Origin of the sequence: Mycobacterium lentiflavum (genome assembly GCF_022374895.2) — a bacterium.
Classification (GTDB): Bacteria; Actinomycetota; Actinomycetes; order Mycobacteriales; family Mycobacteriaceae; genus Mycobacterium; species Mycobacterium lentiflavum.
Window position 1 is genome coordinate 4,524,388 of record NZ_CP092423.2, and the last position, 25,432, is coordinate 4,549,819.

A 25,432-nucleotide genomic window follows, 5' to 3' on the forward strand; every position below is an offset into this window, starting at 1 on the left:
ACGCTACGCCTGCGCGGCCCGGTCTTGAGTGCCTCAGTGGCCGCGCTGCGCCAGCGCCCGTAGGAAGAACGTCAGGTTGGCGGGGCGTTCGGCGAGTCGGCGCATGAAGTAGCCGTACCACTGGGTGCCGAAGGGGACGTAGACCCGGACCTGATTGCCGGCATCGGCCAGTCGGCGCTGTTCGTCGTCGCGGATTCCGTACAGCAGCTGGTATTCGAATTCGCTTGAGCTGCGCCCTGATTGGCACACCAACTCCGGCACCGCCGCGATGATCCCGGGGTCGTGCGAGGCCACCATCGGATACCCCGAGCCGGCCATCAGCACCCGTAGGCAGGCCAGATAGGACTCGGTGACCTCGTCGCGGCCCCGGTAGGCCACCGCCGCCGGCTCGTCGTAGGCGCCCTTACACAGCCGGATCCGGGCCGCGGAAGCGGCGAACTCGCGGCAGTCGTCCAGCGTGCGCTTCAGGTACGCCTGCAAAACCGTGCCCAGCCAAGGAAATTCGGCTCGCAGCTCGCGGACGATGGACAGCGTCGAATCGGTCGTGGTGTGGTTCTCGGCGTCCACCGTCACCCACACCCCGGCCCGCTGCGCGGCGTCGCAGATCGACCAGGCGTTGTCCCGGGCGACCTTTTCTCCGTCGCGCTCCAGCGACTGCCCCAGCGCCGACAGCTTGACCGAGACCTCCAGCGGCCGGATTCCGTCGCCCGGGGAATCGAGGCGGCCCAACTTCTCGATCAGGTCGAGGTAGATTCGCACGGCGGCGTCGGCATCGTCGGCGTTCACGACGTCCTCGCCAAGATAGTCGATGCTGACCAGGCGGCTCGACTCACGCAGGGCGGCAACGCTATTCAGCGCGGATTCGATCGTCTCACCGGGTACGAAGCGGTGCACCACCTTGCGGGTGACCGGCAGCCCTTCGGCGGCACGCCGCAATCCCGGGCGCCGGCTGGCGGCCATGATCGCCGGCCGAAGGGTGTTGGCGAAGACGCCGGCCATTAGTCGGACCCCATGTGCGGGTAGGTGTATTGCGTGGCCGGGACGAACGTCTCCTTGATGGTGCGTGCCGACGTCCAGCGCAGCAGGTTCAGCACCGAGCCGGCCTTGTCGTTGGTCCCCGAGCCACGCGATCCGCCGAACGGCTGGCGCCCGACGACGGCCCCCGTCGGCTTGTCGTTGACGTAGAAGTTGCCGGCCGCGAAACGCAACCGATCCTGCGCGGTGAGCACCGCCTGACGGTCGTCGGCGATCACCGCACCGGTCAGCGCGTAGCGGGATCCCGTGTCAATCACGTCGAGGATGCGTTCGTAGGAATTGTCGGGGTAGACGTGCACGGAAAGCAGCGGGCCGAAGTACTCGGTCGAGAACGCCTCGTCGGTCGGGTCGTCGGACAGCAACACGGTCGGGCGCACGAAATAGCCGACGCTGTCGTCGTATTCGCCACCAACCGCGATCGTGACACCGGCCGCGCCCTTGGCCCGCTCGATGGCATTGACGTTCTTGGCGAAGGCCCGCCGGTCGATCAGCGCGCCGCCGTAGTTGGTCAGGTCGGTGATGTCGCCGTAGCTCAGCCCGGCCGTCGCTGCAAGGAACTCGTCGCCCATCCGCTGCCATACCGAGTGCGGGATGAATGCCCGCGACGCCGCCGAGCACTTCTGGCCCTGGTAGTCGAACGCCCCGCGAATCAACGCCGTGCACAACACCTCCGGGCGTGCCGAGGTGTGCGCGACCACGAAGTCCTTACCGCCGGTCTCGCCGACCAGTCGCGGATAGCTTTGGTAGCGGCTGATATTGGTGCCCACCTGCTGCCACAGCTGCTGAAAAGTCGCCGTCGATCCGGTGAAGTGGATGCCGGCCAGTCGCGGATCGGCCAGTGCCACATCGGAAACCGCGAAGCCGTCGCCGGTCACCAGGTTGATCACCCCGGGCGGCAAGCCGGCGGCCTCGAGCAGCTGCATGGTCAGATAGGCCGACAGTGTCTGGGTGATCGACGGCTTCCACACCACGGTGTTGCCCATCAGCGCGGGCGCGGTCGGCAGGTTGCCCGCGATCGAGGTGAAGTTGAACGGCGTGATCGCGTAGACGAATCCGTCCAGTGGGCGGTACTCGCTGCGGTTCCATTCCCCCGGCCCGCTGACCGGCTGTTGCGCCAGGATCTGACGGGCGAAGGCCACGTTGAACCGCCAGAAGTCGATCTGCTCACACGGCGAATCGATCTCGGCCTGGTAGGCGGACTTGGACTGGCCGAGCATCGTCGCGGCGGCGATCTTCTCCCGCCACGGGCCCGCCAGCAGGTCGGCAGCGCGCAGGAACACCGCGGCGCGCTCGTCGAAAGGCAGGGCTGCCCAGTCGTGCTTGGCGGCCATCGCGGCGTCGATCGCCGCCGTCGCGTCAGCATGCCCGGCGTTGGTCAGGATGCCCAATGTGGTGTCGTGGCGGTGCGGCGCGACGACGTCGATGCGTTCACCGTCGCCCATTCTGTGGAAACCGGCGATGACGTGCGGGAGTTCCATCGGACGGTCGGCCAGCGCGGCTAGCTCGGCACGCAGGCGAGCGCGTTCGGGCGAGTGTGGGGCGTAGTCGTGGACCGGCTCGTTGACCGGTGTCGGCACCTGAGTGATCGCATCCATGTTGCCCAGGATCCTCGGCGCAACCCGTCATTCGGTTAGCCGATCGGACAAGATATGCCGTCGGTCGTAGTAAAATCAGACAACATGCGGGTGCCGGGGGTCGGACTGGGGCAGCTGCTGTTGGCGCTGGATGCGACGCTGGTCAGCCTGGTTCCGGACGGTCGGGCCCCGCGCGGCCTGGACCTGCCGGTGCGATCGGCGGCGCTGATCGATTCCGACGACGTCCGGCTGGGCCTGGCGGCGGCCGCGAGCTCCGCCGATGTGTTCTTCCTGCTGGGTGTCGGCGACACCGAGGCGCTGCGCTGGATCGACAAGCAGGCGCGGGAGCACTCCCCGGTGGCGATCTTCGCCAAGGAGCCATCGGCCGAACTGGTGACCAAGGCGATCGCGGTCGGGTCGGCGGTCGTGGCCGTCGAGCCGCAGGCCCGCTGGGAGCGGCTCTACCAGTTGGTCAACCACGTCCTGGAACACCACGGCGATCGCAGCGATCCGACCGAAGACTCCGGCACCGATCTGTTCGGCTTGGCGCAGTCGCTGGCCGATCGCATCCACGGCATGGTCAGCATCGAAAACGCGCAGTCGCACGTGCTCGCCTACTCGGCCTCCAACGACGAGGCCGACGAGCTGCGCCGGCTTTCCATCCTGGGCCGGGCCGGGCCGCCGGAGCACCTGAAGTGGATCGGCCAGTGGGGAATCTTCGACGCGCTGCGGGCCGGTGGCGAGGTGGTTCGCGTCGACGAGCGCCCGGAGTTGGGTCTGCGTCCGCGGTTGGCGATCGGGATCTACCAGCCGCCGCCCGGGCCGCGGCGACCGCCGGTGTTCGCCGGCACCATCTGGGTGCAACAGGGATCGGCGCCGCTCGCCGACGACGCCGAGGACATCCTGCGCGGCGCGGCAGTGTTGGCCGCCCGCATCATGTTTCGGCTGGCGGCCAGGCCGTCAACGCATGCGCGACGGGTCCAACAGCTACTCGGACTGACCGACGCCGACCCGGCCGACGTGGCGGCGATCGCCCGCGAGCTGGGGCTGGCCGCCGACGGTACCGCGGCACTGATCGCCTGGGACGCAATCGACACCGGATCCCGACACGCGCGGCTGACCGACATTTTAGCGTTGAGCGCCAGTGCTTTTCGACGTGATGCTCAAGTCGCCTCGCGAGGCTCGCGAATGTACGTACTGCTGCCCGAGACGTCGACATCCCGGTCGGTGACGTCGTGGGTCCGCGGCACGATCAGCGCGTTGCGCGCCGAACTCGGTGTCGAACTGCGGGCCGCCATCGCTGCGCCGGTCGCCGGCCTGGCCGGCGTCGCCGCGGCGCGCAGTGAGGTCGATCGAGTGCTCGATAGCGCTGAGCGACACCCGGTTTCGATTGGCCAGGTGACGTCGCTGGCCGAAGCGCGCACCACCGTCCTGCTCGACGAGATCGTCACGACGATCGGAGCCGACGAGCGGTTGGTGGATCCGCGGATACGCGACCTGCGGGCGCGGGATCCCGTGCTGGCCGAGACGCTGCGGGTCTATTTGGACAGCTTCGGCGACATCGCCACGGCCGCATATTGGCTGCAGGTGCACCCGAACACGGTTCGCTATCGGGTGCGCCGGATCGAGAAGCTGCTGGCGACGTCGCTGGGCGACCCCGAAGTGCGGCTGGTCTTTTCGCTGGGGCTTCGGGTGCTGGAGCGCTCGAGCGGTTAGCGGCTTGGGGGCTGGGAAGCGGCGGCTGGCCGGGTTGGCGGCGGCCGCTGGCTGGCCGGGTTATGCACCGTCCGGTCTCTATCCACACTGCGGGAACCTGCCGGGCAATTGAGTCGGCGGCGTTCACTATATTCGAAACTATGTTCGATACTGATCGCGCGGTGGTGGCCAGGATCGCCGAATGCGCCCGGGCCGAAGCCGCGGCCGCGGCGCACAAGCTGCAGGCTATCGCCGAATTGGTGAGCCTGCGTGCCGACGGTCCGGTGGATCGCGGCAGTTGGTCGTGCGACAACTGGGATGCGATCGCTGCGGAAGTTGCTGCTGCACAGGGTATTAGCCACGGAACGGCATCCGGGCAGATGTATCTCGCAGTGGCGTTGCGCGACCGTCTACCCCGGGTGGCGGCCCTGTTCGCCCGAGGCGTCGTCAGTGCACGGATGGCAACCGCGCTGGTATGGCGTACCGACTTGATCACCGACCCGCGGACTCTGCAGATCGTCGACGCGGCGCTCGCCAGTGAGGCGGCGCGGTTCGGGCCTCTTTCGGTTGCCAAGAGCAGCCAGGCGATCGATGCCATCGTCGACCGCCACGATCCCGCGGCGGTGCGCCGTACCCGGGCCGCCACCCGCGGGCGCGATGTGGTGATCAGCCCCGCCGACAGTAACTCCGGCACCGCGGCGCTATGGGGCTCCTTGCTCGCAACCGATGCAGCCCTGTTGGAGCGGCGGTTGACTCAGATGGCGCACCAGGTGTGCGACGGTGACCCCCGCACGCTCGCGCAACGTCGCGCAGACGCGCTGGGCACGCTGGCCGCCGGTTCCGACCTACTGGCGTGCACATGCGGAGCACCCGAATGCCCAGCCGCCCCCGACACCGACCCACGAGCCAGCGCCGTGATGATCCATGTCATCGCCGGGGAAGCCGCCCTCGACGCCGCGGCGGATCCGTGCATCTCGGGTGAGCTCACAAGCCGCCCGCTCACTGCGGATACACCGCTGCGCATTGCGCTGGCCCCGGACCCCGAACCACCCGCGCCGCCCTGGACGCCCGCCGCCCACATCCGCGGCGGCGGGATGGTCCCGGCGCCACTGATCGCGGAACTCATCCGCAATGGCGCCAAGGTGCGGCCGGTGGTCCATCCCGCCGAGGCCGGTCCGGAGGCGGGCTACCACCCATCGGCGGGATTGCAGCGTTTCGTCCGGTGCCGGGATTTGACCTGTCGCTTCCCCGGCTGCGATCGCCCGGCGGAATGGTGCGATGTGGACCATACGGTGCCCTACCCGCTAGGGCCGACGCATCCGTCGAACCTCAAGTGTCTGTGCCGAAAACACCACCTTTTGAAGACTTTCTGGACCGGCTGGCATGACGAGCAACGGCCCGATGGAACGGTCGTCTGGACGACGCCGAGCGGACACACCTACCTCACTCGCCCGGGCAGTCGCCTGCTGTTTCCCACGCTGTGCCTGCCCACCGGCGAATTGCCCATCGCTCCAAGGAGTGACCGTCCGCCGGGCGGTCGCGGTGTCTTCATGCCGAAGCGTCGCCGAACCCGAGAACAAGACCGCGCATACCGCATCAACGCCGAACGCTCGCTGAATCGCGCGCAGTTGAACCTCTGAAATCGCAGTGCGCCTGCAGCTTTCGCGGCGGCCGCGACACCGGGGCTTGACCGGCGCATTCCGAAATGCGAAGGTCCAACCAGCGATAACGCAAAGCCGAGCACAGGAGGTTAGATGAGCGGTTCGAGTGCTCGAGGCGGGATAGCGAAAATGTTTGTGGCCCTGACAGTTATTGCCATGGCTTCGGCGGGAGCGCCGGCCAACGCAACGCCCGATGCGCCGGTCTTGCCCGACAAGTTCCGCTCCGATCTGCCCACTGGTCCCGACGATCCCCGATGCCTGCAGTATCCCGGGTTCGCCGCGTGTCAGGGCGGCCCGTACTGGGTGGGGCCACCGGCACCGTCCCCCCCGCCGGGACCGCCCACCGGTCCACTCGATCCCCAGTGCGCCTTGAATCCCGCGGATGCGGCGTGTGTGGGAAGCCCGTACCTTCCGCCGTCGCCGCCGGCAGCCCGGCCTGCACCCCCGCCGATCGAACCCCCACCGCGGGTGGAGCCGATTGCCCCGCCGCCCGTAATTCCGGGGCACATCTAGATCCGGCCAATCCCGCGCCAGATAGTGCTCACCAGCAAACTTGACGAGGGGGTCAAGCGAATGCGCTGCTGAGTTACGCTCAGCGTGAACGTAATTCTGCATGTTGCAGGGGATTTGCATCCGGTTAGGCTTTGCTGGTGGCAGAAAATCCGTCGTCCTATTTGGTGCTGGCTTCCCAGCGCAGTGGCAGCACGCTGCTCGTCGAATCGCTGCGGGCGACCGGCGTGGCGGGCGAGCCCCAGGAGTTCTTCCAATATCTGCCGACGACCAGCCAGGCGCCCCAGCCGCGGGAATGGTTCGCCGGCATCGACGACGAGTCGATTCTGCGCCTGCTCGATCCGCTCGACGAGGGAAAGCCGGACCTCGCGCCCCCGGAAATCTGGCGCGACTACATCCGCACCGTCGGCAGGACGCCGAACGGTGTGTGGGGCGGCAAGCTGATGTGGAACCAGACGCCGCTGCTCCTCGAGCGCGCCGATGGCCTACCCAATCGATCGGGCGATGGCCTGCTCGCCGCGATCCGCGATGTCGTCGGCGAGGACCCGCTGCTGGTGTATGTCTATCGGCCCGATGTGGTCTCGCAGGCGGTGTCGTTCTGGCGTGCGGTGCAGACCCGGGTCTGGCGCGGCCGGCCCGACCCGGTCCGCGATGCGCGTGCCACCTACCACGCCGGAGCCATCGCGCACGTCATCACGATGCTGCGGGCCCAGGAGCAGGGTTGGCGCAATTGGTTCGCCGAAGAAGACGTCAAGCCGATGGAGATCCCGTATCCGGTGTTGTGGCGCAATCTGACTCAAGTCGTGGGCAACGTTCTCGCAGAGTTGGGGCTGGATCCCAACCTGGCGCCCGAGCCGGTACTCGAGCGCCAAGCCGACAAACGTTCGGACGAATGGGTGGATCGCTACCGGGTCGACGCCGAACGAGAGGGACTACCGACATGACCACCACAACCGACACCCGCGTCGACGAATTGCGACTGCTGGAAGCAGAAGCGGTGCACATCATCCGTGAGGTCGTCGCCGAGCTGGAGCGCCCCGTCTTGCTGTTCTCGGCCGGCAAGGACTCGATCGTGCTGCTTCGTTTGGCGGAGAAGGCTTTTCGGCCGCTCCCGCTGCCATTTCCGGTCCTGCACGTCGACACCGGACACAATTTTCCCGAGGTCATCGAATTCCGGGACCGCAGGGTCTGCGGCGTTGGACACAAGCTGATCGTCGCGTCGGTGCAAGAGTCCATCGACAACGGCCGGGTCCCCGACCCCGGTCCGGGCGCCTCGCGCAACCGGGCCCAGACGCGCACGCTGCTCGACGCGCTGGAAGCCGGTGAGTTCGACGCCGCCTTCGGCGGTGCACGCCGCGACGAGGAACGCGCCCGCGCCAAGGAACGGATCCTGAGCTTCCGCGACGAGTTCGGTCAGTGGGATCCCCGCGCACAGCGTCCGGAACCCTGGTCGCTGTACAACGGCCGGATCAAGAAGGGTGAGCAGGTGCGGGTGTTTCCGCTGAGCAACTGGACCGAGATCGACGTCTGGCGTTACATCGAGCTGGAAGACCTTGAGATACCGTCGATTTACTACGCGCACGAACGCGAGGTGTTCGAGCGCGACGGCATCCTGCTGGCGGTCTCGGAATACGCCAGTCCGCAAGACGGCGAAACCGCAGCGACGGAATGGGTTCGCTACCGCACCGTCGGCGACCTGACCATCACCGGGGCGGTGCGCTCGCGGGCGACCGACATCGCCCGCGTGATCACCGAAATCTCGGCCGCAACAGTGTCCGAGCGCGGCGAGACGCGCGCCGACGACCGCACGTCGGCCGCCGCGATGGAAGACCGCAAGCGAGAGGGCTACTTCTGATGACAGCCACCGAGAAGGCGGCCGAACAAGCCGCCCAAAAGAACTTGCCGCACAAGGGCATCACACGTCAGCTGCTGCGCATCGCCACCGCGGGTTCGGTCGACGACGGCAAGAGCACGCTGATCGGGCGACTGCTGCACGACACCGACAGCCTGCCGCTGGACCACCTGGAGGCGGTGACGGACGAGGAGGGCATCGCCGACCTCGCCGCGCTGTCGGACGGTCTGCGGGCCGAACGCGAGCAGGGCATCACGATCGACGTCGCCTACCGGTTCTTCTCCACCGCCACCCGCAGCTACATTCTGGCCGACACTCCCGGACACGAGCGCTACACCCGCAACATGTTCACCGGCGCCTCCAACGCCCACGTGGCGATCCTGCTGGTCGACGCGCGCGCCGGGGTGCTGCGCCAGACCCGCAGGCATGCCCGGATCGCAAAGTTGTTGGGAATCAAGCACTTTGTGGCGACCGTCAACAAGATCGACCTGATCGACTTCGACGAGGCCAGGTTTACCAAGGTGGAAGACGAGCTGCGGCAGTTGGCGGCCCGCCTGGGCGAGGTGGACATCACGGTGATTCCGATCGCGGCCAAGCACGGCGACAACGTCGTACACCGTTCCGAGAACACACCGTGGTACGGCGGCCCCACCCTGCTGCAGTACCTGGAGGGCATCGAACTGGCCGCGCCGAACGCCGAACCGTCACGGCTGCGCTTGCCGGTGCAATGGGTTTCGCGACCCACCGCCGACGTGCGGCGCCGTTACACCGGACGGCTGGCGGCGGGAACGCTGTCCGTCGGCGACCCGGTGATCTCGCTACCCGCCGGCACCCGATCGACGGTCACCGCGCTGGACACCCTCGACGAGAAGCGCACCACAGGTGTTGCGCCGCTGTCGGTTTCGATCGAGCTGGCCGACGACATCGATGTGGGCCGCGGCGATGTCCTGGTCAGCGGGGCCGACGACGCGGTGCTGCCGGTGCCGGCTCGGGAACTGGACGCGACGGTGTGCTGGTTCGTCGACACCCCGCTGCGAGCCGGTGACCGGCTGGCCCTCAAGCAGACCTCCAAGACCGTGCGGGCCACCGTACAGGAACTGCACTCGAAGCTCGATCCCGAGACACTCGACGAACTCGACCAGCCGGTTGAGCTGGCGCTCAACGACGTCGGCACCGTGACTCTGCGAACCAGCTCGGTCGTCATCGCCGACAGCTACACCGACAACCGCGACAGCGGCGCGTTCATCCTGATCGACGAGACCACGAACGACACGGTCGGCGCCGGCACCATCATCGAGGCGCGAGAGGTGAAGCCGGGCACCCATCCGCGCACCGACATTCGCTGGCATCCCTCGGCGCTGGACCGCGGCCACCGCTGGCACGCCACCGGACAGGCCGGAGCGACGATCTGGTTCACCGGTCTGCCCGCGTCCGGTAAGTCCACCGTCGCGGTCGCCGTCGAGCGCGCGCTCGTCGAATCCGGCCGGGTGGCCTATCTGCTCGACGGCGACAACCTGCGGCACGGCCTCTCGGACGATTTGGGCTTCTCCCCCGGCGATCGGACCGAAAACATCAGGCGGGTCGGGCATTTGACTCGGCTGCTGGCCGACGCGGGCGTGGTCGCCCTGGCGTCGCTGGTGTCACCGCTGAAGTCGGACCGGGAGACCGCCCGGGCGCTCAACGACGCCGCCAAGCTGCCGTTCATCGAAGTGCACGTCGCCACCTCGCTGGCCGAATGCGAAAGACGGGACCCCAAAGGCCTTTACGCGCGGGCCCGTAAGGGCGAGCTCAAGGGTTTGACCGGTGTCGACGCGCCTTACGAAGCGCCGGAAAACCCCGACCTGGTGCTCGACACCTGCGGCGCCGACATCGACGAGCTCGCCGCCCAGGTCATCGCGTTGCTCAACGAACGCAGCCCGCAGCGGCCCGTCACCTAGATTCAGCGCGAGCTAATCACTTGGTCCGCGACGCCGGTCCCGGCAATATGCGGGCGTGAGTGATTGGCGCGAGCGGGTCGGCTCGATATCGGTGGACTGGTGGGCGACGCTGGTCGCCGGTGTGATCGTCGTGTTGGCGGTGGCCGATGCGCTGCCGAAGATTTCGTGGTGATCGCGTGAGTACCACTCGGGTCGAGCCGGAAGAAACACTGGACGAACCAACGTTTACCAGTAGGCAGCCGCTGGACTACGTGCCGGGGATCTTGCTGCTGATCGGCGTCGGCCTGCTGGGCAAATACGCTCAGATCTGGTGGAACACACTGGCCAAACACGAACACTGGCGGGTTCCCGACATCGAATACGTGTTGTGGGCCATCGTGATTGGGCTGCTGATCACCAACACCCTCGGCCTGCACCGGATATTTCGTCCGGGTGTGCAGACCTACGAGTTCTGGCTCAAGGTCGGGATCGTGGTGCTGGGGGCGCGTTTTGTGCTCGGCGACATCGCCAAGCTGGGCGCGATCAGCCTGGTCCAGATTCTGGTGGACATGACGATCGCGGGAACCGTCATCATCGTCGCGGCACGGGCCTTCGGGCTGTCGGGCAAGCTGGGTTCGCTGCTGGCGATCGGCACATCGATTTGCGGGGTGTCGGCGATTATCGCGGCCAAGGGCGCGATCCGGGCCCGCAACTCCGACGTCAGCTATGCCATCGCGGCGATCCTGGCGCTGGGCGCGGTGTCCCTGTTCGTGTTGCCGCCACTGGGACACGCGATGGGGCTTACCGACCACGAATTCGGTCTCTGGGCAGGTCTTTCCGTGGACAACACCGCCGAAACCACCGCCACCGGCTACCTGTTCTCCGACCACGCCGGCAAGATCGCGGTGCTGGTGAAGTCGACCCGCAACGCGCTGATCGGGTTTGTCGTCCTCGGTTTCGCGCTGTACTGGTCCGCGCGCGGACAGGCCGACGAGATCGCCCCCGGCGCAACAGCCAAGGCGGCATTCATCTGGCAGAAGTTCCCGAAATTCGTGCTCGGCTTCCTGGTGGTATCGGCGATCGCGACCGCGGGCTGGCTGTCGAAAGGGCAAACCACGAACCTGGCGAACGTGTCGAAGTGGGCGTTTCTGCTGACCTTCGCCGGTGTCGGGCTCAACACCGATTTCCGTCAAATCGCGCGCACCGGATGGCGTCCGCTGCTCGTGGCTGTGATGGGACTCACAGTCGTCGCGACGGTCTCGCTGGGCATCGTGCTGCTGACGTCGCGCGTATTGCATTGGGGCGTAAGCACCTAGCGCGGGCACATAACGACGGCGCCTGGCGAGGCGCAACAGGCCGGTCTGCGGGCCAGACGGTAACGTAATGATCATGCAGCACTCGTCCGTCGTTGCTCTGCTACGCGAACGCGCTGGTCTACCGGGTTCGGCTCGCACCACGTTGGACGCCCAGGCAGCCGAATCCTGACATGTGGATCACCCTCCTGGTCATGGCCTTCGCGATGAGCGTCGAGCCGTTCCGGATCGGCATGACGGTGCTGATGCTGAACCGACCCAGGCCCATGCTGCAGCTTTTCGCATTTCTCTGCGGGGGGTTCGCGATGGGCATGACCGTCGGGTTGTCCGTCGTGTTCGGACTTCAGCGCAGACTGCTGAGTTCTCCGCACGTAAGTTTGCCGAAACTTCAGATTCTGATTGGCGGTTCGGCACTGCTTGTTGCGGTCGTGCTGAGTGCGCAGGTCGTGTTGAGGGAGAAAGTCGGCCGCTTCAAACGCCCACCCGCCGACGAGCCCGACTTGCACGAGCATCACGGCTTGGGGCGGTTTTCCAGACGGCTACTGCACGGGCGTTCGCTGTGGGTGGCGGGGATGGCCGGTCTGGGAATCGCGTTGCCGTCCGTGGATTATCTCGCGGCGCTGGCCGCCATCGTGGCCTCCGGCACCGCGGCCATGACGCAGTTCAGCGCGCTGCTGATGTTCCATGTCGTGGCGTTCGCACTGGTGGAGATCCCGCTGCTGGCCTATCTGCTGGCGCCGGATCAGACGCGCGCCTGGATGGTGTCGCTACAAATCTGGATCCGTTCGCGGCGGCGCGTCGAGGTTGCCAGCCTGTTGGCCGCGGCCGGGTGTGTGCTGGTCTTCATCGGCATGCGCAGCCTCTAACCCCGGCCAGCTACCCGCACTGCTGACCGCGGCGCACATACATTTCGGCCAGGAACTGTTCGACTGCCACCGCGGCGTGCGCGGCGCGGGCCGAGCCGAAAATGTCGAACGCGTGCTGGGCCCAAGGCAACTCGGCATAGACCACGGGCTGGTTGCTGACCTCGCCTAGACGTGCCACGAAACTGCGGGCCTGTTCGACCGGAACCAGTGAGTCGTTGGTGCCGTGCAGCACGAAAAACGGTGGGGCGTCTGGGCGAACGTGAGCGATCGGCGACGCCGCGCGAAAAGGCTCGGCGATGTCCCCGCGGCTGACCTTGAAAACGTTCTTGGCCACCATCGCCGCCATCATCGGGTGTATCGCGGTACCGGTCGCGTTGAAGTCGTAGACGCCGTAGAACGGCACCGCCACGTCCACCCGGGTGTCGGCGTCTTCAAAGCCCGGCTGAAACCGCGGATCGTTGGGGGTCAGTGCGGCCAGCGACGTCAGGTGCCCGCCGGCCGAACCTCCGGTGAGCGCAATCCAGTCCGGGTCACCACCGTAGGAGGCGATGTGCTCTTTCGTCCATGCGATCGCGCGCTTGACGTCGACGATGTGATCGGGCCAGGTTGAGCGCGGGCTGAGCCGGTAGTTGATCGCCACGCAGATCCAGCCCAATTCGGCCAGATGGCTCATCAGCGGATGTGCTTGTCCCCGTTTGTTTCCCACCATCCAGGCACCGCCGGGAATCTGCAGCAACACCGGGGCCCGCCCGGTGCGGTCGAGGTCGGGCCGGCGCCAGATGTCGAGATGGTTGCGCGAGCCCGCCTCCCCGTAGCTGATGTCGCCGTCGTGCGCATAGTCACGGTAGATCCGCAGCATGCGGGCCGGACCGGGCCGCTTCGCGGTCGCACCGCCGGGCGCCGGGCGTTTCCACAGATCGCCGGACTCGGTTCGGCGCTCGGTTCCCAGTCCGGCGTCCAGCGCGGCCGCCAGCGGTTCGTTGGCCTTGTGCCCGAAGTGACGCAACACCAGCAGGCCCACCGCGGACACCGCCGACATCAGCCAGCTGATTCGCCGGACCCGCGGGGGTAGTCGGTGTGACAACGCTGCCAGCGTGGTGAGTTGGATCCCAAGCATTTGCAGCGGCAGCTCGGAGGCGAACACGCCATAGGCGAATGCGAATACCGAGCCGTATCCGCCCTTGCTCAACGGCCGATAACCGTTGGCGGTGAATACGAGGCTCACCAGGGACGCCAACGCGGCGCGCAGTCGCTTCATTGTTGTCCTTTCCGTGCGACGGCCCTTTCCGTGCGACGGACCTTTCCGTGCGACGGCGGGCTATGCCGTCACCACGTTAATGCTCAGGTTGTGCTGGTTTGTGAGGCCCCGGGCCGGCCGGCCTGCGCGGGGTCTTCCACGATGTGGTACATCGGATCGACCATCGACATCGGCCGATTGCCGCTCTGCTTGGGCTTGCCGGTGATGCGCAACAGCTGACCGGGCTGGATGTCGGCGCCCCCGTGCCCGGACGGGAAGACCACGCTGATCTCGCCGCTGTGATCACCGACCACGACCGACCGGATGGTGCGCCGGCCCTTGCTGGTGTCCTCGACCTCGCGGACCCGTCCTTCGAAGGTGGCGCGGCGCCCCGGGATCAGGCTCGCCACGGTGATCACCGAACGCGACGGATCGGGATGTTCGTAGGCGTCGACGTTCTCGTCCTCGCCACGGGTCACCCACTCGCCGAACTTTTCGAATTCGCGCGCGATCCGCTGTTCGAATCGTTGCGGGTATGCCTCCTCGATTCGCGACTGGACATCGTAGGGAACGATGGTCGCCGCGGCGTCGGGGATCATGCTGACCGCCCGGGCGATCTTGTCGGCGGTGCGGTCGTGCAGCAGCCGGCCCACCAACGGGTTATACGTGCGGCGCGGCAGCAGCGCGGTCACGTTGGTGTTCGGATGCTCGTCACGCGCCTTCGCGATGAACAGTTGTGCGGCGCGGATGACCCGCCGATCCGGGCAATCCACGACGCGCAGCCGGGTGTCGAGTTCGAAGTGATCCCAGCGCTTCCGTATCTGCGCGGCATAGGCGGCGTCGATCATGACGTGCACCGCGATCATTTCGTCGGCGCGTAATCCCTTGCCGTATCGCAGCGCTTCGACCACCGCCAGGTCGACCGAGTTCACGAACACAAACACCTTGTGCCGCGCGTATTTCACCAAATCTGGCCGGTCGGTGCGGAACATCTCGAGAATCGCGGCCTCCGCACGATATTCCTGATTCAGCCGCATCAGGACGAACACCAGCAGGGGGAACACGACGACGACCAGCCACGCGCCCTCGGTGAACTTCGCCACCGCGAAGATGGCGACCACGACCGTCGATAGGATTCCCGCGGAAAGGTTGATGGCCAACCGGGTTCGCCAACCGGGCTCGCGATGTGTCAGATGGTGCTTGGTCATGCCGTAGCCGGCCATCGAAAATCCGGTGAACACACCGATCGCGTAGAACGGCACCAGCGCGTTGACCGAACCGCCGGTCACCACCAGCAACACCACCGACAGCGCGGTCAGCGCGATGATGCCATTCGAAAACACCAGGCGGTGACCGCGTTTCATCAGCTGCCGGGGCAGGAAGCGATCCTCGGCGACGAAACTCGCCAGCGCCGGAAAGCCGTTGAAACTGGTGTTCGCACCGGTGAACAGAATCGCGGCCGTCGCCGTCTGAACCAGGATGAACAAGATGTTGCCGACCACCCCACCGCCGAACACGGCATGGGCGATCTGCGACAGCACCGACGGATATTCACTCTCGTACGGCGTCGCGTGCGTGGCGAACGCGAGATAGGCGACACCGGCCAGCAAGAATCCCAGGACGCTCGCCATCGCGGTGAGCACCCGACGTGCGTTGCGGCCCTGCGGCTTTCGAAAGAGGTCAACGGTGTTGGAGATGGCCTCGACACCGGTCAGCGACGAACCACCGTTGGCGAAGGAGCGCAGCAGGGTCAGGATCGTCGCGCCCATCACCAAGCCGTCGGCCTTGTGCACCGGCACCGTTCCGGGCATCTGCGCGGGGTCGTAGACGGGCAGATCGCCTATCAGCACCCGGCCGACGCCGACCACGATCGTCAGACCGACCATGACAATGAAGAAGTAGGTGGCGAACGCGAATTGCCATCCCGCTTCCTTCAATCCGCGCAGGTTCAGGAAGCAGATGAACAGCACCACGCCGACCGTGATCTGCAGGCTGTGCGGCCCCAGCGCCGGGATGGCCGACACCACCGCCACCGTTCCGGCCGCGGACTGCACCGCGACCGTCACGACGTAGTCGATCAACAGCGCTGCGGCGGCGACCTGGGCCACCCTTGGCCCGAAGTTCTCCCGCGCCACGATGTAGGAGCCGCCCGCGCGCGTGTAGGCCATCACGACCTGCCGGTAGGACGCGGTCACCAACACCAGGATCAGCAGGATGACACCGGTGATCGGAAGCAACAAGGCGAACGCCGCGAGGCCCGCCGCAGGCAGCAGTTCGATCAGGATCTGCTCGGGGCCATAGGCGGTCGACGAGATGGCGTCGGGTGAAAGCGCGCCCAGCGCAACCGGATTCGGCAGTTTTTCGCCTGCCAGCTCCTCGGTAATCAGCGGCTTTCCGAGAAAGAGACGCTTGGCGACGTCCTGGACCGACAGCGGGAGGCGCAGTTTGCTAGCCGAAGTTGTCACGACAACGTTCCTTACCCGAGAGCGAGCGGTTGGCTATTGCTTCGATGCATTCTGCCGGTTCGCCGGATTGGCGGCAGACGGACGCGGAGATTTCGCGTAATCAGCGCGCGGACGATGCGGTCAGCCGCTGGACCGCGGCTTCGATGCGCTCGTCGGTCGCGGTCAGCGCGACGCGCACATGTCGCCCGCCGCTCGGGCCGTAGAACTCGCCGGGCGCCACCAGGATGCCGTGGCCGGCCAACCACCCCACGCTGTCGCGAGAAGGCTCACCGCGGGTTGCCCACAGATACAGCCCGGCTTCGGAATGGTCGATCGCGAACCCGGCAGCGCGCAGCGCCGGTGCGAGAGCAGCACGGCGGCGGGCGTAGCACTCGCGCTGCACCTTCTCGTGGTCGTCGTCGTCCAGCGCGGCCACCATCGCGGACTGCACCGGTGTCGGCACGATCATTCCGGCGTGCTTGCGCACCGCCAGCAGCTCGGCGACCAGACCGGGATCGCCGGCGACGAATCCGGCCCGGTACCCGGCCAGCGACGAGCTCTTGGACAGCGAATGCACCGCCAGCAGTCCGGTGTGGTCGCCGTCGCACACCGCGGGATGCAACACCGACAGCGGCTCGGCGTCCCAGCCCAGGCCCAGGTAGCACTCGTCGGACGCCAACACGACCCGGCGTTCCCGCGCCCATCCGACGACCTTGCGCAGATGATCGAGGCCCAGCACGCGTCCGGTCGGGTTGCTCGGCGAATTCAAATAGACCAGCGCCGGCGACTGCGGGCCCAGTTGCGTCAAGGAATCCGCGCGGATCACCTGTGCCCCGGCCAGCCGGGCGCCGACGTCATAGGTCGGGTAGGCGAGCTCGGGAACCACGACCACGTCCGCGGGGCCGAGCCCGAGCAGCGTGGGCAGCCAGGCGATGAGTTCCTTGGTGCCGATCACGGGCAGCACGGCGTTCTCGGCGAGCCCGGTGACGCCGAAGCGGCGGCCCAGGGCCGTGACCACGGATTCGCGCAGCTCGACCGTGCCGGCAGTGGCGGGGTATCCGGGCGAGGCGCCGGCGGCCGTCAGCGCCTCCTGGATTACCGGCGCGACCGGGTCTACCGGGGTTCCGATGGACAGGTCGACCACGCCGTCGGGATGAGCCCCGGCCAGCGCTTTCGCCACTGCCAGGGTGTCCCAGGGAAACTCCGGCAGAGATGCCGACAAGGCAGGTCGGCCCCCCCTGGGCTCCTGCGCCACTGCGCCCCCTTAGTCTCCTTCGCCCTGCGGCGGCAGATCTTTGACCACTTGTGGGTCATTCTCGGTCATCCCGACCTTGGCCGCGCCCCCGGGCGAACCCAACTCGACGAAGAAGTCCGCGTTGATCTGGGTGTACTCGCTCCACTGCTCGGGCACGTCGTCTTCGTAATAGATCGCTTCAACAGGACAAACCGGCTCGCAGGCCCCGCAGTCGACGCATTCGTCGGGGTGGATGAACAGCATCCGCGCGCCCTCGTAAATGCAGTCGACGGGGCATTCTTCGATGCACGCCTTGTCTTTGATGTCGACGCAGGGTTGGGCGATCGTGTACGTCACGGACGTCTCCTCAACGTTTTCTCTTTGGACTGCTTCGTGTGGGCTGCTGTTAGCCTCGCTGCAGCACGTGCCGGCCGGGTAAGCAAAGCTTTCGGTTACTGATACTAGACGTTGCACATACACGTCAACCAGTTGGCACGCTACGGCCAACGCCAAGTTTCGTACGGTCAGTCTCGCAGCCGTGCGGATCGCTGCACCGACCATTCGAACGTGTCTACGCGATCGCCCACCGGTGTTCGACCAACGATTTGCGTCGTGTGACGAACGTCACCCCGCCGTTGATCGGCAGACAGTTACGTTCCGGGCGGGGCCGGCGAATAACCGTGAAACGAAAGAACGTCCGCAACGGCTGGTAGCCTCGTCCGAGACGGCAGCCGCTAGGGCAGATCACGTAGCCGTCGTTGGCTTTCAGAGATCCGGGGAAGGTGTCCAAGCATGATGACGCTGTCGTTAAGCAAACTGGCAGCCGCGGTTGGTGGTGCGGCAGTGGCGTTGAGCGCCGCGGCGGGGGTTGCTTCGGCAGACCCCATGGATCCGATCATCAACACGACCTGCAACTACGGGCAGGTGATGGCCGCACTCAATGCGAACGATCCGGCCACTGCTCAGGAGTTGAACGCGTCGCCGTTCGCGCAGAACTACATCCGGCAGTTCCTGGCCTCCCCGCCGCCGAAGCGCCAGCAGATGGCCGCGCAGATCCAGGCGATGCCGGCGGCCGCGAAGTACTTCAACACGATCCAGCAGGTCGCGGTCGTCTGTAACAACTACTGAGCCGACGTCGGCTCAGTAACCGCTGCGCAGTAGTCGCAGTCGGCCCAAAGCTTCCGGGCCGACGCGGCTGCAGATCCGCGACGCGGGCGACGTCCCCACAGCTCCAAGACGCGCGCGGCGACATCGGTGTACCCGGGCCTATGACAAGTAACGCTTAACTACGCGGCGAGCGGGCTGTAGTCGGTGGTGCGTTGACGCGCCGGGCGCCCGATGCCGTGGGCGATCGCGGTCAGTTCGGCCACCGTCTTCGCCGAGCCGTATTCGGAGCCGGCCATCCGCGAGATGGTCTCCTCCATCAGCGTGCCGCCCAGGTCGTTGGCGCCGCCGTTGAGCATCACCTGGGTGTGCTGGGTGCCGAGCTTGACCCAGCTGGTCTGAATTTGGGAAATGCGGCCGTGCAACATGATTCGCGCCAGCGCGTGTACCGCCCGGTTGTCGCGGTGGGTCGGCCCCGGGCGGGCCGCACCGGCCAGATACAGCGGCGAGCTCTGGTGCACGAACGGCAGCGGCACGAATTCGGTGAAACCGCCGGTGCGGTCCTGGATGTCGCGCAGCACGTTGAGGTGGCCGACCCAGTGCCGGGGACTGTCGACGTGCCCATACATCATCGTCGACGACGACCGCAGGCCCACCTCGTGCGCGGTGCTGACGATGTCGATCCACATCGAGGTGGGCAGCTTGCCCTTGGTGAGCACCCAGCGCACCTCGTCGTCGAGGATCTCGGCGGCGGTGCCCGGGATGGTGCCCAGCCCGGCCTCGCGCAGGCTGATCAGCCACTCGCGCACACTCAAGCCGCTCTTCGTCACGCCGTTGGCGATCTCCATCGGAGAGAACGCGTGCACGTGCATGGACGGCACCCGGGCCTTGACGGCGCGCACCAGGTCGGCGTAGCCGGTGACCGGCAGCTCGGGGTCGATGCCACCCTGCATGCACACCTCGGTCGCGCCTTCGACGTGCGCCTCCCAGGCGCGGTCGGCAACCTCGGCCGCGGACAGTGAATACGCGTCGGCGTCGCCCTTGCGCTGCGCGAAGGCACAGAACCGGCAACCGGTGTAGCAGATATTGGTGAAGTTGATGTTGCGGTTCACCACGAACGTGACGTCGTCGCCAACGGTGTCGCGTCGCAACGAATCCGCCAGCGCGGCAACGGCTTCCAGTGCCGGGCCGTCGGCGGTGGCGAGCGCCAGGTACTCGTCGTCGGAGCAGCCGGCAGGATCGCGCTCGGCGGAGCGCAGCGCGGCCAGCACGTCGGTGTCGATGCGCTCGGGGGCGTTGGTGTCCCTGGCGGCAAGCTCGTGCACGTGCGCGCGAATCGATTCCCAGTCGCCGAACGCACTGTCGAGATCGCTGCGGGCCTCGCTGTTGCGCCCCTGGGTGTCGATCGACGCATTGAGATCGACCCGCCCGCTGGATTGCGCGTCGTCGGGTTCCTGCCACGGCATGCCGGTGGGGTTGACGTCACGAGCCAGGCCGGTCGCCGGATCAGCCAGTGCCGCAACGTGGCCCTGCACTCGCGGGTCGATCCAGGCGGCGCCCGCTTGGACGTATTTGGGTTGCGCGGTCAGCCGCTGCACCAAGTCGAAGCCCGCTTCGGCGGTCACGGCGGCCAGCTCATCCAGGGCGGGCCAGGGTCGTTCCGGATTGACGTGATCGGGCGTCAGCGGTGAAACCCCGCCCCAGTCGTCGACTCCCGCGGCGACCAGCGCCAGGCACTCCTGCCGGGACACCAGATTCGGCGGCGCCTGGATTCGCATGCCCGGCCCGAGCACCAGGCGGGCCACCGCGATCGTCGCCAGGTAGTCGTCGATCCCGGCATCGGGAACGGCGGCCATCGCGGTGTGCTGCTTGGCCCGGAAATTCTGCACGATCACTTCTTGGACATGACCGAATTCCTTGTGCGACTTGCGAATCGCGTGCAGGGTGTCGGCGCGTTCGGCCAGCGTCTCCCCGATGCCGACCAGCAGGCCGGTGGTGAACGGAATCGACAACCGACCCGCATCGGTCAGCGTCCGCAGCCGCACCGCCGGGTCTTTGTCCGGGCTGCCGTAGTGGGCGAGCCCTCTCGTCTCGAAGAGCCGCCGCGACGTGGTCTCGAGCATCATGCCCATCGACGGCGCCACCGGCTTCAGCAACGACATCTCCGACCAGCTCATCACGCCCGGATTCAGGTGCGGCAGCAGCCCGGTTTCCTCCAGCACCCGGATCGCCATCGCGCGCACATACGACAGGGTCGAGTTGTAACCACGCTCATCGAGCCAGTCGCGAGCCTGCGGCCAGCGGTCCTCCGGCCGGTCGCCGAGGGTGAATAATGCTTCCTTACAACCGAGTTCGGCGCCGCGCCGGGCGATGTCGAGGATTTCGTCGGGCTCCAGATACATGCCCATGCCCCGGGCGCGAAGCTTGCCCGGCACGGTGACGAACGTGCAGTAGTGGCAGCTGTCCCGGCACAGATGCGTAACGGGGATGAACACCTTGCGCGAATAGGTGATCGGCAACCGACCGTCGGGGCCACGTCGGCCCGCCGACTCCAGACCCGCGTCGCGCACCCGCGCTGCGCTGGCACACAAGTCGGCGAGGTCGGCACCGCGGGCGGTCATCGCCACGGCGGCCTCGTCGACGTTGAGCGCCACACCATCGCGTGCCCGGCGCAACACCCGCCGCAATGCAGACGCGCTGGCCTTAGGCAGAATGACGGGATTAGGCAGAGCGGCGGGCTCCTCGCCCGGAGGCCTCGGTGTCACTGGCACCTTGGTGTAACTTCCCCACGATCGAATTTCATCCGCGTGTCCCAACAATCTGAATTTTCGGCAACCATAGCGGGTGCCGTACGCGCAACATTAGCGCCAGGCCGGGATGCGTCAGCCGTAGTGGTGGCCGCGCCGCAACAGCACCAGGACCGGTGGTGTCACCCCCAGCACGATCAGCAGCAGAGCGCCGTAAGCCATCAGCCCGCTACCGCCCAGGATGATGTCGTCGGCGGGACCGCCCATGCTGATCACCGCCACCGTCAGCAGCCATGTCCACAGCGGCAACGCCGCCGCCCGCGCCGAACGGGTCCAGCGGCCGGCGGCCCAGACCAGGGCGGCGTTGACCAGACCACTGATCAGTCCGCTGATCGGACAGGGGATCGTGCCGATATAGAAAGGCAGCAGCAGAGCCCCGGCTAGTGCGGATAAGACCCCATCGACGGCCAACAGGGCCAGCACCACGACGCGAATAGCGGGGTCCGTCGCGCCCGCATCCTCGATGGTCGCGGCGCGTGGCTTGGTTTCGGTCAGGTTGGGACGCTGTCGATGTTGGACAGAACGGAGCCGATAACCCACTGCAAGCTGTCGAGCCGGTCCTGCCAGTGCTGCAGGTTCGGGTCCAGGTCGGGGTCCATGCGAATTCCTTCCGTGGCTGCCTGCCTGGCAGCCTACCGCGTCGCGGATCCGTCGAGGTTCAGTCCAGCGAGCAGATCGGTCTCCCAGCCACGCTCGTCGCGGTCCCCGGCGGCACCGGCGACCAGGACGTAGTGCTCCTCGCCGAGGATCGGCAGCGCCATGTTGTTCGACAGGGCACAGGCCCGTCCGGTCGGGCCGACGACCACCTGCGTGGCGTGCGCGGCGAGTGCTGCGACCTTGGCGGCCAACGCATCCGGCGGCGTCGCCACGACGGCGTCGATCGCGTCGTCGGAGTATCCGAAGTCGAATTCCTCTTGGGGCGGTTTCACCCAGCCGGGCAGGAAATCGGCGGGACCCAGGGCGTCCCAGCCGGCCAGGAACGCATCGACGGCCAGCACCGTCCAGTAGAACTTTGGCACTTCCCAGGGCTCGCCGGGGTAACCGTCGCCGGCGGCCGCTGCCACCGCGGCCGTCGTAACGGTGTGGGCCCGAATGTGGTCGGGATGCCCGTATCCGCCGTTGGGGTCATAGGTGACGACGACGTGCGGGCGCAGCCGGCGAATGACCTCGACCAGCGCCCCGACGGCCTCGCGTTCGTCGGCGTCGATGAAGCGCTCGCGGCGCCGCTTCTCGGTGCCCGCCATGCCGGAGTCGCGCCAGCGTCCCGCGCCGCCGAGATAGATAGGTGCACCGATACCAAGTGCCTGCAATGCCGCGGTGAGTTCGCCGATTCGGTAGCCGCCGAGTTGGTCGGCACGATCGACCGCGAGCTCGGCCCAGCGTTCCCCGATGACCTCGCCCTCCTCGCCCAGCGTGCAGGTCACGACGCTCACCTCGGCGCCGTGCGCGGCGTAATACGCGATCGTGGCGCCGTTGCTCAGGCTCTCGTCGTCGGGATGGGCGTGGACGAACAACAGCCGCGGAGTCTCAGGCATGGACGCACCCTACCCGCCGCCGAGCCGGTAATCTCGGTCGTCGTATTGCACCAGGACCCACCAAATAGGAACGCCAGCGGCTACTATCGAGAAATGCCGCAAGCCACCGAGATAGCGCCGACGGGCGTCCGCAGCCGCCGCCGCGGTGAGGTGCTCGAGCGTGCGCTCTATGAGGCCACGCTGGCGGAGTTGGCGCAGGTCGGATACGGCGGGCTGACGATGGAAGGAATCGCCGCGCGCGCCCAGACCGGCAAGGCCGCGCTGTACCGGCGCTGGTGCAGCAAGCACGATCTGGTGCATGCCGCGCTGGTGTTCGCGCTGCCGCCGGTGCCCGAACCCCGCTCCGGCCGATCGCCCAGGGACGCCCTGCTGACGCTGTTCACCTCGCACCGCGACGTCCTGGCCGGCAAGACGGCTTTTCCCGGCCTGGACACCGTGCATCAGCTGCTGCACGAACCCGAGATGCGGGCCATCTTCGCCGACGCCGTGGTGTGCCCGCGGCTGCAGATTGTCGAATCGATCCTGCAAACCGCGATCGACGCCGGGGAACTCGATCCGGCCACGGTCACTCCGCTGACCGCACGCGTGGGACCGGCATTGATCAACCATCACTTCCTGTTGACCGGCGTACCACCGAACCGGCGCGAGCTGGCGCTGATCGTCGACACCGTGATCCCGCCCCGGGCATCGGCGTCACCGGCCAGTACTTAGGGCTCCTTAGGGCTCCTTAGGGCCCCTTAGGGCCCGGTTTTCACCCATTGCCCGGCGTCGCCGACGATCCCGACCGGCACGGCTCCGGAGAGGCTGACGTTCTGCACGCTCGGGCCCGCCCCGACGATCGTGGTGTCCTGCAGGATCGGCAACACCGTCGACATGTTCCACAGCCGCGGCTCGACCGCGGTGATCACATCGTTGATGCTCTTGGTGCCGTCGAGGGCGGCGTCGATGTTGGATTGGATGCTGCGGTCGCAGATCCCGGTCAGGTTCGACGGCGCCTGCACCAGCGCGCCGGGGTCGGGTGGACGACTCGGGGCCGTAGGCGCGGTGCTGGCCGGCGGCGCCGGTGAGGTCGAGACGACGGGTGTGGTCGTCGGCGGCGTGGTCGCGGTCGGTACCGCCGTCGACTCCAAAGCGGGGCAGCCGTAGCGCGACGCCAGCAGCGTCGCCAGGTTTCCACCGGCCTGGTGCCACCCGACGATCGCGTCCACCTGGTTGTTGTTCAGCGCGTCGCGATACAGGGTCACCGGATCCAGCGCCAACACCGACGCGGCGATGCCGACGTTGCGCAGTTGGTCGGCGGCGGTGTTGGCCACGGCCACCGAGGTCGCGTCGTTGGCCGCCACCCCGATCACCAGCGACAGCTGCTTGCCGTCCTTGCTGATCCGGCCGCGGATGACCTCCGGCGGTCCGGTGGTCGGGGGCGGGGTGGTATCGGGTGCGGGCACGCTGTTCTCCACCTGGTACCCGGCAGCCGAAAACAATGCCAGCGCAGCCTGTTTGGTCATCGCGGGCGGTGCGGTCGGTACATAGCCGGGGTCGCTGGGCGCCCGGATCTGGGCTTGGTCCAGCGAGATGGTGTTGTCGCTGCCGGCGCCCACGGCGGCAAGTAGATCGACGTCGAGCAATCCCAGAATCCCCTTGCGGACCTGGGTATCGGCCAGCTTGGGCTGGTTGGCGCGCAGCGTGAGCTGCATGACGCGCGGGCTCATGATCCGGGCGGTCCGCACGTCGGGGATGGCCGACAGCTGAGCGAACGACGCGGAGCCGCCGTGCACCTGGGCCACCTGGGTGTCGCCGTTGCGCACCGAATCCGCCAGTGCCGCAGGCGCTCCGGCCCGCCGGAACTGGATCAGCGCGGGTTTGGCGGGCGGCCCCCAATAGCGGTCGTTGCGGGCGATCAAGATCTCGTCGCGCTGCGGGTCGATGTTCTCCACCCGGAACTGGCCGCCGGTAACCGTCAGCGACCGGACCAGTCCGGCGGCGAAACCGCCCGGTACGTCCTTGACGATGTGCGCCGGCAGCAGATCGTTGAACAGTTCCTTCCACGCAGGGTAGGGCTGCGCGAAGGTGACGACGGCCTGCTTGCCGCCCTCGAGCGACTGCACACCGGTGATCAGGTCATAGCCGGCCGGATCGACCACCCCGGGCTGGGTGACCATTTGATGCCACAGATACCAGAAGTCGTCGGCACCGATCGGCGCGTTGTCGGTCCACTGCGCCTCGGGCCGGATCTTGTAGGTGACCGTGAACGGGTTCTGGTTCGTCACCTCGGCGGACACCAGCAGGGTCGGGTCCAGCTCCCACCGCGAACCCGTCGGTGTGTTGGGGTCGGGCACCGGCCGGAATGCGCTCGGCAACACCAGCGCGCTGATCGCCGCATTGACCGGTGACAGGTCGGAGAGTAGATGCGGGTTGAATCCGGCGCCGATCGAGTCGATGCCCATGATGATCTGGGTGACCCGCTGCGGGGGCGGCGGTGTGTTGTGCGGCGTATCGGTGCTTTGCGGCGCCGGCGGCGGGCTCACGGTGCAGGCCGCCAGGGTCAGGCCCATCAGTGCGAGCAGTACGGCGCCGATCAGCAAAACGTGGCGGGCCCGGTGCAGCACGAGCATCAGGGTATCGACCGCCTGCCCGGCGGCTTTTCGACTC

20 protein-coding genes are annotated in these 25,432 nt (G+C 67.1%); 10 read left to right on the forward strand and 10 right to left on the reverse strand.

Annotation, left to right across the window (positions count from 1 at the left end; genetic code table 11):
• Positions 1 to 33: 33 nt before the first annotated feature.
• Both MJO58_RS20975 and pruA read right to left on the reverse strand, forming a co-directional pair.
• Entirely contained in the window at positions 34 to 999 is a 966-nt protein-coding gene (locus MJO58_RS20975) for a proline dehydrogenase family protein (protein ID WP_239720830.1), read from the reverse strand.
• A complete protein-coding gene (gene pruA, locus MJO58_RS20980; protein WP_239720831.1) occupies positions 999 to 2,630 on the reverse strand; it encodes an L-glutamate gamma-semialdehyde dehydrogenase in 1,632 nt (543 codons plus the stop codon). Before pruA ends, MJO58_RS20975 begins: the two co-directional genes overlap by 1 nt.
• A gap of 84 nt (positions 2,631 to 2,714) precedes the next feature.
• Between pruA and MJO58_RS20985 the strand changes: the two genes are divergently transcribed.
• The 8 genes from MJO58_RS20985 to MJO58_RS21020 all read left to right on the forward strand — a co-directional run bounded on the left by MJO58_RS20985 (position 2,715) and on the right by MJO58_RS21020 (position 12,422).
• On the forward strand, positions 2,715 to 4,325 hold the full coding sequence (locus MJO58_RS20985) for a PucR family transcriptional regulator (RefSeq protein ID WP_239720833.1): 1,611 nt from the start codon (positions 2,715 to 2,717) through the stop codon (positions 4,323 to 4,325).
• Between the two features lie 140 nt (positions 4,326 to 4,465).
• Positions 4,466 to 5,944, forward strand: coding sequence for an HNH endonuclease signature motif containing protein (locus MJO58_RS20990; RefSeq protein ID WP_239720834.1), 1,479 nt, complete (start codon positions 4,466 to 4,468; stop codon positions 5,942 to 5,944).
• A 177-nt stretch (positions 5,945 to 6,121) separates the two neighbouring features.
• Entirely contained in the window at positions 6,122 to 6,478 is a 357-nt protein-coding gene (locus MJO58_RS20995) for a hypothetical protein (RefSeq protein ID WP_139043327.1), read from the forward strand.
• A gap of 137 nt (positions 6,479 to 6,615) precedes the next feature.
• Positions 6,616 to 7,419, forward strand: a complete 804-nt coding sequence (stf0, locus tag MJO58_RS21000) for a trehalose 2-sulfotransferase (RefSeq protein ID WP_090609536.1) — start codon at positions 6,616 to 6,618, stop codon at positions 7,417 to 7,419.
• A complete protein-coding gene (cysD, locus tag MJO58_RS21005; RefSeq protein WP_090605496.1) occupies positions 7,416 to 8,330 on the forward strand; it encodes a sulfate adenylyltransferase subunit CysD in 915 nt (304 codons plus the stop codon). The genes stf0 and cysD overlap by 4 nt, the downstream gene beginning before the upstream one ends.
• Positions 8,330 to 10,264, forward strand: a complete 1,935-nt coding sequence (cysC, locus tag MJO58_RS21010) for an adenylyl-sulfate kinase (protein ID WP_090605499.1) — start codon at positions 8,330 to 8,332, stop codon at positions 10,262 to 10,264. The genes cysD and cysC overlap by 1 nt, the downstream gene beginning before the upstream one ends.
• 146 nt (positions 10,265 to 10,410) lie before the next feature.
• Positions 10,411 to 11,559 (forward strand): YeiH family protein, encoded by a 1,149-nt coding sequence (locus tag MJO58_RS21015; protein WP_239720836.1) that lies wholly within the window; start codon positions 10,411 to 10,413, stop codon positions 11,557 to 11,559.
• 170 nt (positions 11,560 to 11,729) lie between these two features.
• The gene (locus MJO58_RS21020; protein ID WP_090605504.1) at positions 11,730 to 12,422 is read left to right on the forward strand and encodes a GAP family protein; all 693 of its coding nucleotides are present in this window, start codon (positions 11,730 to 11,732) and stop codon (positions 12,420 to 12,422) included.
• Between the two features lie 10 nt (positions 12,423 to 12,432).
• Here MJO58_RS21020 and MJO58_RS21025 read toward each other — a convergent pair whose 3' ends face one another.
• The 4 genes from MJO58_RS21025 to fdxA all read right to left on the reverse strand — a co-directional run bounded on the left by MJO58_RS21025 (position 12,433) and on the right by fdxA (position 17,694).
• Positions 12,433 to 13,680: an alpha/beta hydrolase gene (locus MJO58_RS21025; RefSeq protein ID WP_090605506.1), complete on the reverse strand. Its 1,248-nt coding sequence runs from the start codon at positions 13,678 to 13,680 to the stop codon at positions 12,433 to 12,435.
• 83 nt (positions 13,681 to 13,763) lie between these two features.
• Complete coding sequence (locus MJO58_RS21030; RefSeq protein ID WP_239720838.1) at positions 13,764 to 16,124, reverse strand: amino acid permease; 2,361 nt, start codon at positions 16,122 to 16,124, stop codon at positions 13,764 to 13,766.
• A gap of 100 nt (positions 16,125 to 16,224) precedes the next feature.
• The gene (gene dapC / locus MJO58_RS21035) at positions 16,225 to 17,325 is read right to left on the reverse strand and encodes a succinyldiaminopimelate transaminase (RefSeq protein WP_239720839.1); all 1,101 of its coding nucleotides are present in this window, start codon (positions 17,323 to 17,325) and stop codon (positions 16,225 to 16,227) included.
• 42 nt (positions 17,326 to 17,367) lie between these two features.
• The gene (gene fdxA, locus MJO58_RS21040) at positions 17,368 to 17,694 is read right to left on the reverse strand and encodes a ferredoxin (RefSeq protein WP_090605518.1); all 327 of its coding nucleotides are present in this window, start codon (positions 17,692 to 17,694) and stop codon (positions 17,368 to 17,370) included.
• A gap of 438 nt (positions 17,695 to 18,132) precedes the next feature.
• Between fdxA and MJO58_RS21045 the strand changes: the two genes are divergently transcribed.
• Positions 18,133 to 18,465 (forward strand): hemophore-related protein, encoded by a 333-nt coding sequence (locus tag MJO58_RS21045; protein WP_090609537.1) that lies wholly within the window; start codon positions 18,133 to 18,135, stop codon positions 18,463 to 18,465.
• A 158-nt stretch (positions 18,466 to 18,623) separates the two neighbouring features.
• Here the strand turns inward: MJO58_RS21045 and MJO58_RS21050 are convergent, their stop codons facing one another.
• The 3 genes from MJO58_RS21050 to mshB all read right to left on the reverse strand — a co-directional run bounded on the left by MJO58_RS21050 (position 18,624) and on the right by mshB (position 22,783).
• Complete coding sequence (locus MJO58_RS21050) at positions 18,624 to 21,206, reverse strand: bifunctional FO biosynthesis protein CofGH (RefSeq protein ID WP_420845372.1); 2,583 nt, start codon at positions 21,204 to 21,206, stop codon at positions 18,624 to 18,626.
• Between the two features lie 117 nt (positions 21,207 to 21,323).
• Complete coding sequence (locus MJO58_RS21055; RefSeq protein ID WP_090605525.1) at positions 21,324 to 21,788, reverse strand: hypothetical protein; 465 nt, start codon at positions 21,786 to 21,788, stop codon at positions 21,324 to 21,326.
• A gap of 92 nt (positions 21,789 to 21,880) precedes the next feature.
• Positions 21,881 to 22,783, reverse strand: a complete 903-nt coding sequence (gene mshB / locus MJO58_RS21060; RefSeq protein WP_090605528.1) for an N-acetyl-1-D-myo-inositol-2-amino-2-deoxy-alpha-D-glucopyranoside deacetylase — start codon at positions 22,781 to 22,783, stop codon at positions 21,881 to 21,883.
• Between the two features lie 93 nt (positions 22,784 to 22,876).
• Here mshB and MJO58_RS21065 point away from each other — a divergent pair, with 93 nt between their 5' ends.
• On the forward strand, positions 22,877 to 23,494 hold the full coding sequence (locus MJO58_RS21065; protein WP_239720841.1) for a TetR/AcrR family transcriptional regulator: 618 nt from the start codon (positions 22,877 to 22,879) through the stop codon (positions 23,492 to 23,494).
• A gap of 26 nt (positions 23,495 to 23,520) precedes the next feature.
• Here MJO58_RS21065 and MJO58_RS21070 read toward each other — a convergent pair whose 3' ends face one another.
• On the reverse strand, positions 23,521 to 25,335 hold the full coding sequence (locus MJO58_RS21070) for an ABC transporter family substrate-binding protein (protein WP_434086385.1): 1,815 nt from the start codon (positions 25,333 to 25,335) through the stop codon (positions 23,521 to 23,523).
• Between the last annotated feature and the right edge of the window lie 97 nt (positions 25,336 to 25,432).

Bases quoted from the DNA above. Each gene is read 5' to 3' on its own strand.
- MJO58_RS20975 (WP_239720830.1), bottom strand. From the start codon at position 999: ATGGCCGGCGTCTTCGCCAACACCCTTCGGCCGGCGATCATGGCCGCC.
- pruA (WP_239720831.1), bottom strand. From the start codon at position 2,630: ATGGATGCGATCACTCAGGTGCCGACACCGGTCAACGAGCCGGTCCAC.
- MJO58_RS20985 (WP_239720833.1), top strand. From the start codon at position 2,715: ATGCGGGTGCCGGGGGTCGGACTGGGGCAGCTGCTGTTGGCGCTGGAT.
- MJO58_RS20990 (WP_239720834.1), top strand. From the start codon at position 4,466: ATGTTCGATACTGATCGCGCGGTGGTGGCCAGGATCGCCGAATGCGCC.
- MJO58_RS20995 (WP_139043327.1), top strand. From the start codon at position 6,122: ATGGCTTCGGCGGGAGCGCCGGCCAACGCAACGCCCGATGCGCCGGTC.
- cysD (WP_090605496.1), top strand. From the start codon at position 7,416: ATGACCACCACAACCGACACCCGCGTCGACGAATTGCGACTGCTGGAA.
- cysC (WP_090605499.1), top strand. From the start codon at position 8,330: ATGACAGCCACCGAGAAGGCGGCCGAACAAGCCGCCCAAAAGAACTTG.
- MJO58_RS21015 (WP_239720836.1), top strand. From the start codon at position 10,411: ATGCGCTGCCGAAGATTTCGTGGTGATCGCGTGAGTACCACTCGGGTC.
- MJO58_RS21020 (WP_090605504.1), top strand. From the start codon at position 11,730: ATGTGGATCACCCTCCTGGTCATGGCCTTCGCGATGAGCGTCGAGCCG.
- MJO58_RS21025 (WP_090605506.1), bottom strand. From the start codon at position 13,680: ATGAAGCGACTGCGCGCCGCGTTGGCGTCCCTGGTGAGCCTCGTATTC.
- MJO58_RS21045 (WP_090609537.1), top strand. From the start codon at position 18,133: ATGACGCTGTCGTTAAGCAAACTGGCAGCCGCGGTTGGTGGTGCGGCA.
- mshB (WP_090605528.1), bottom strand. From the start codon at position 22,783: ATGCCTGAGACTCCGCGGCTGTTGTTCGTCCACGCCCATCCCGACGAC.
- MJO58_RS21065 (WP_239720841.1), top strand. From the start codon at position 22,877: ATGCCGCAAGCCACCGAGATAGCGCCGACGGGCGTCCGCAGCCGCCGC.
- MJO58_RS21070 (WP_434086385.1), bottom strand. From the start codon at position 25,335: ATGGGCCTGACCCTGGCGGCCTGCACCGTGAGCCCGCCGCCGGCGCCG.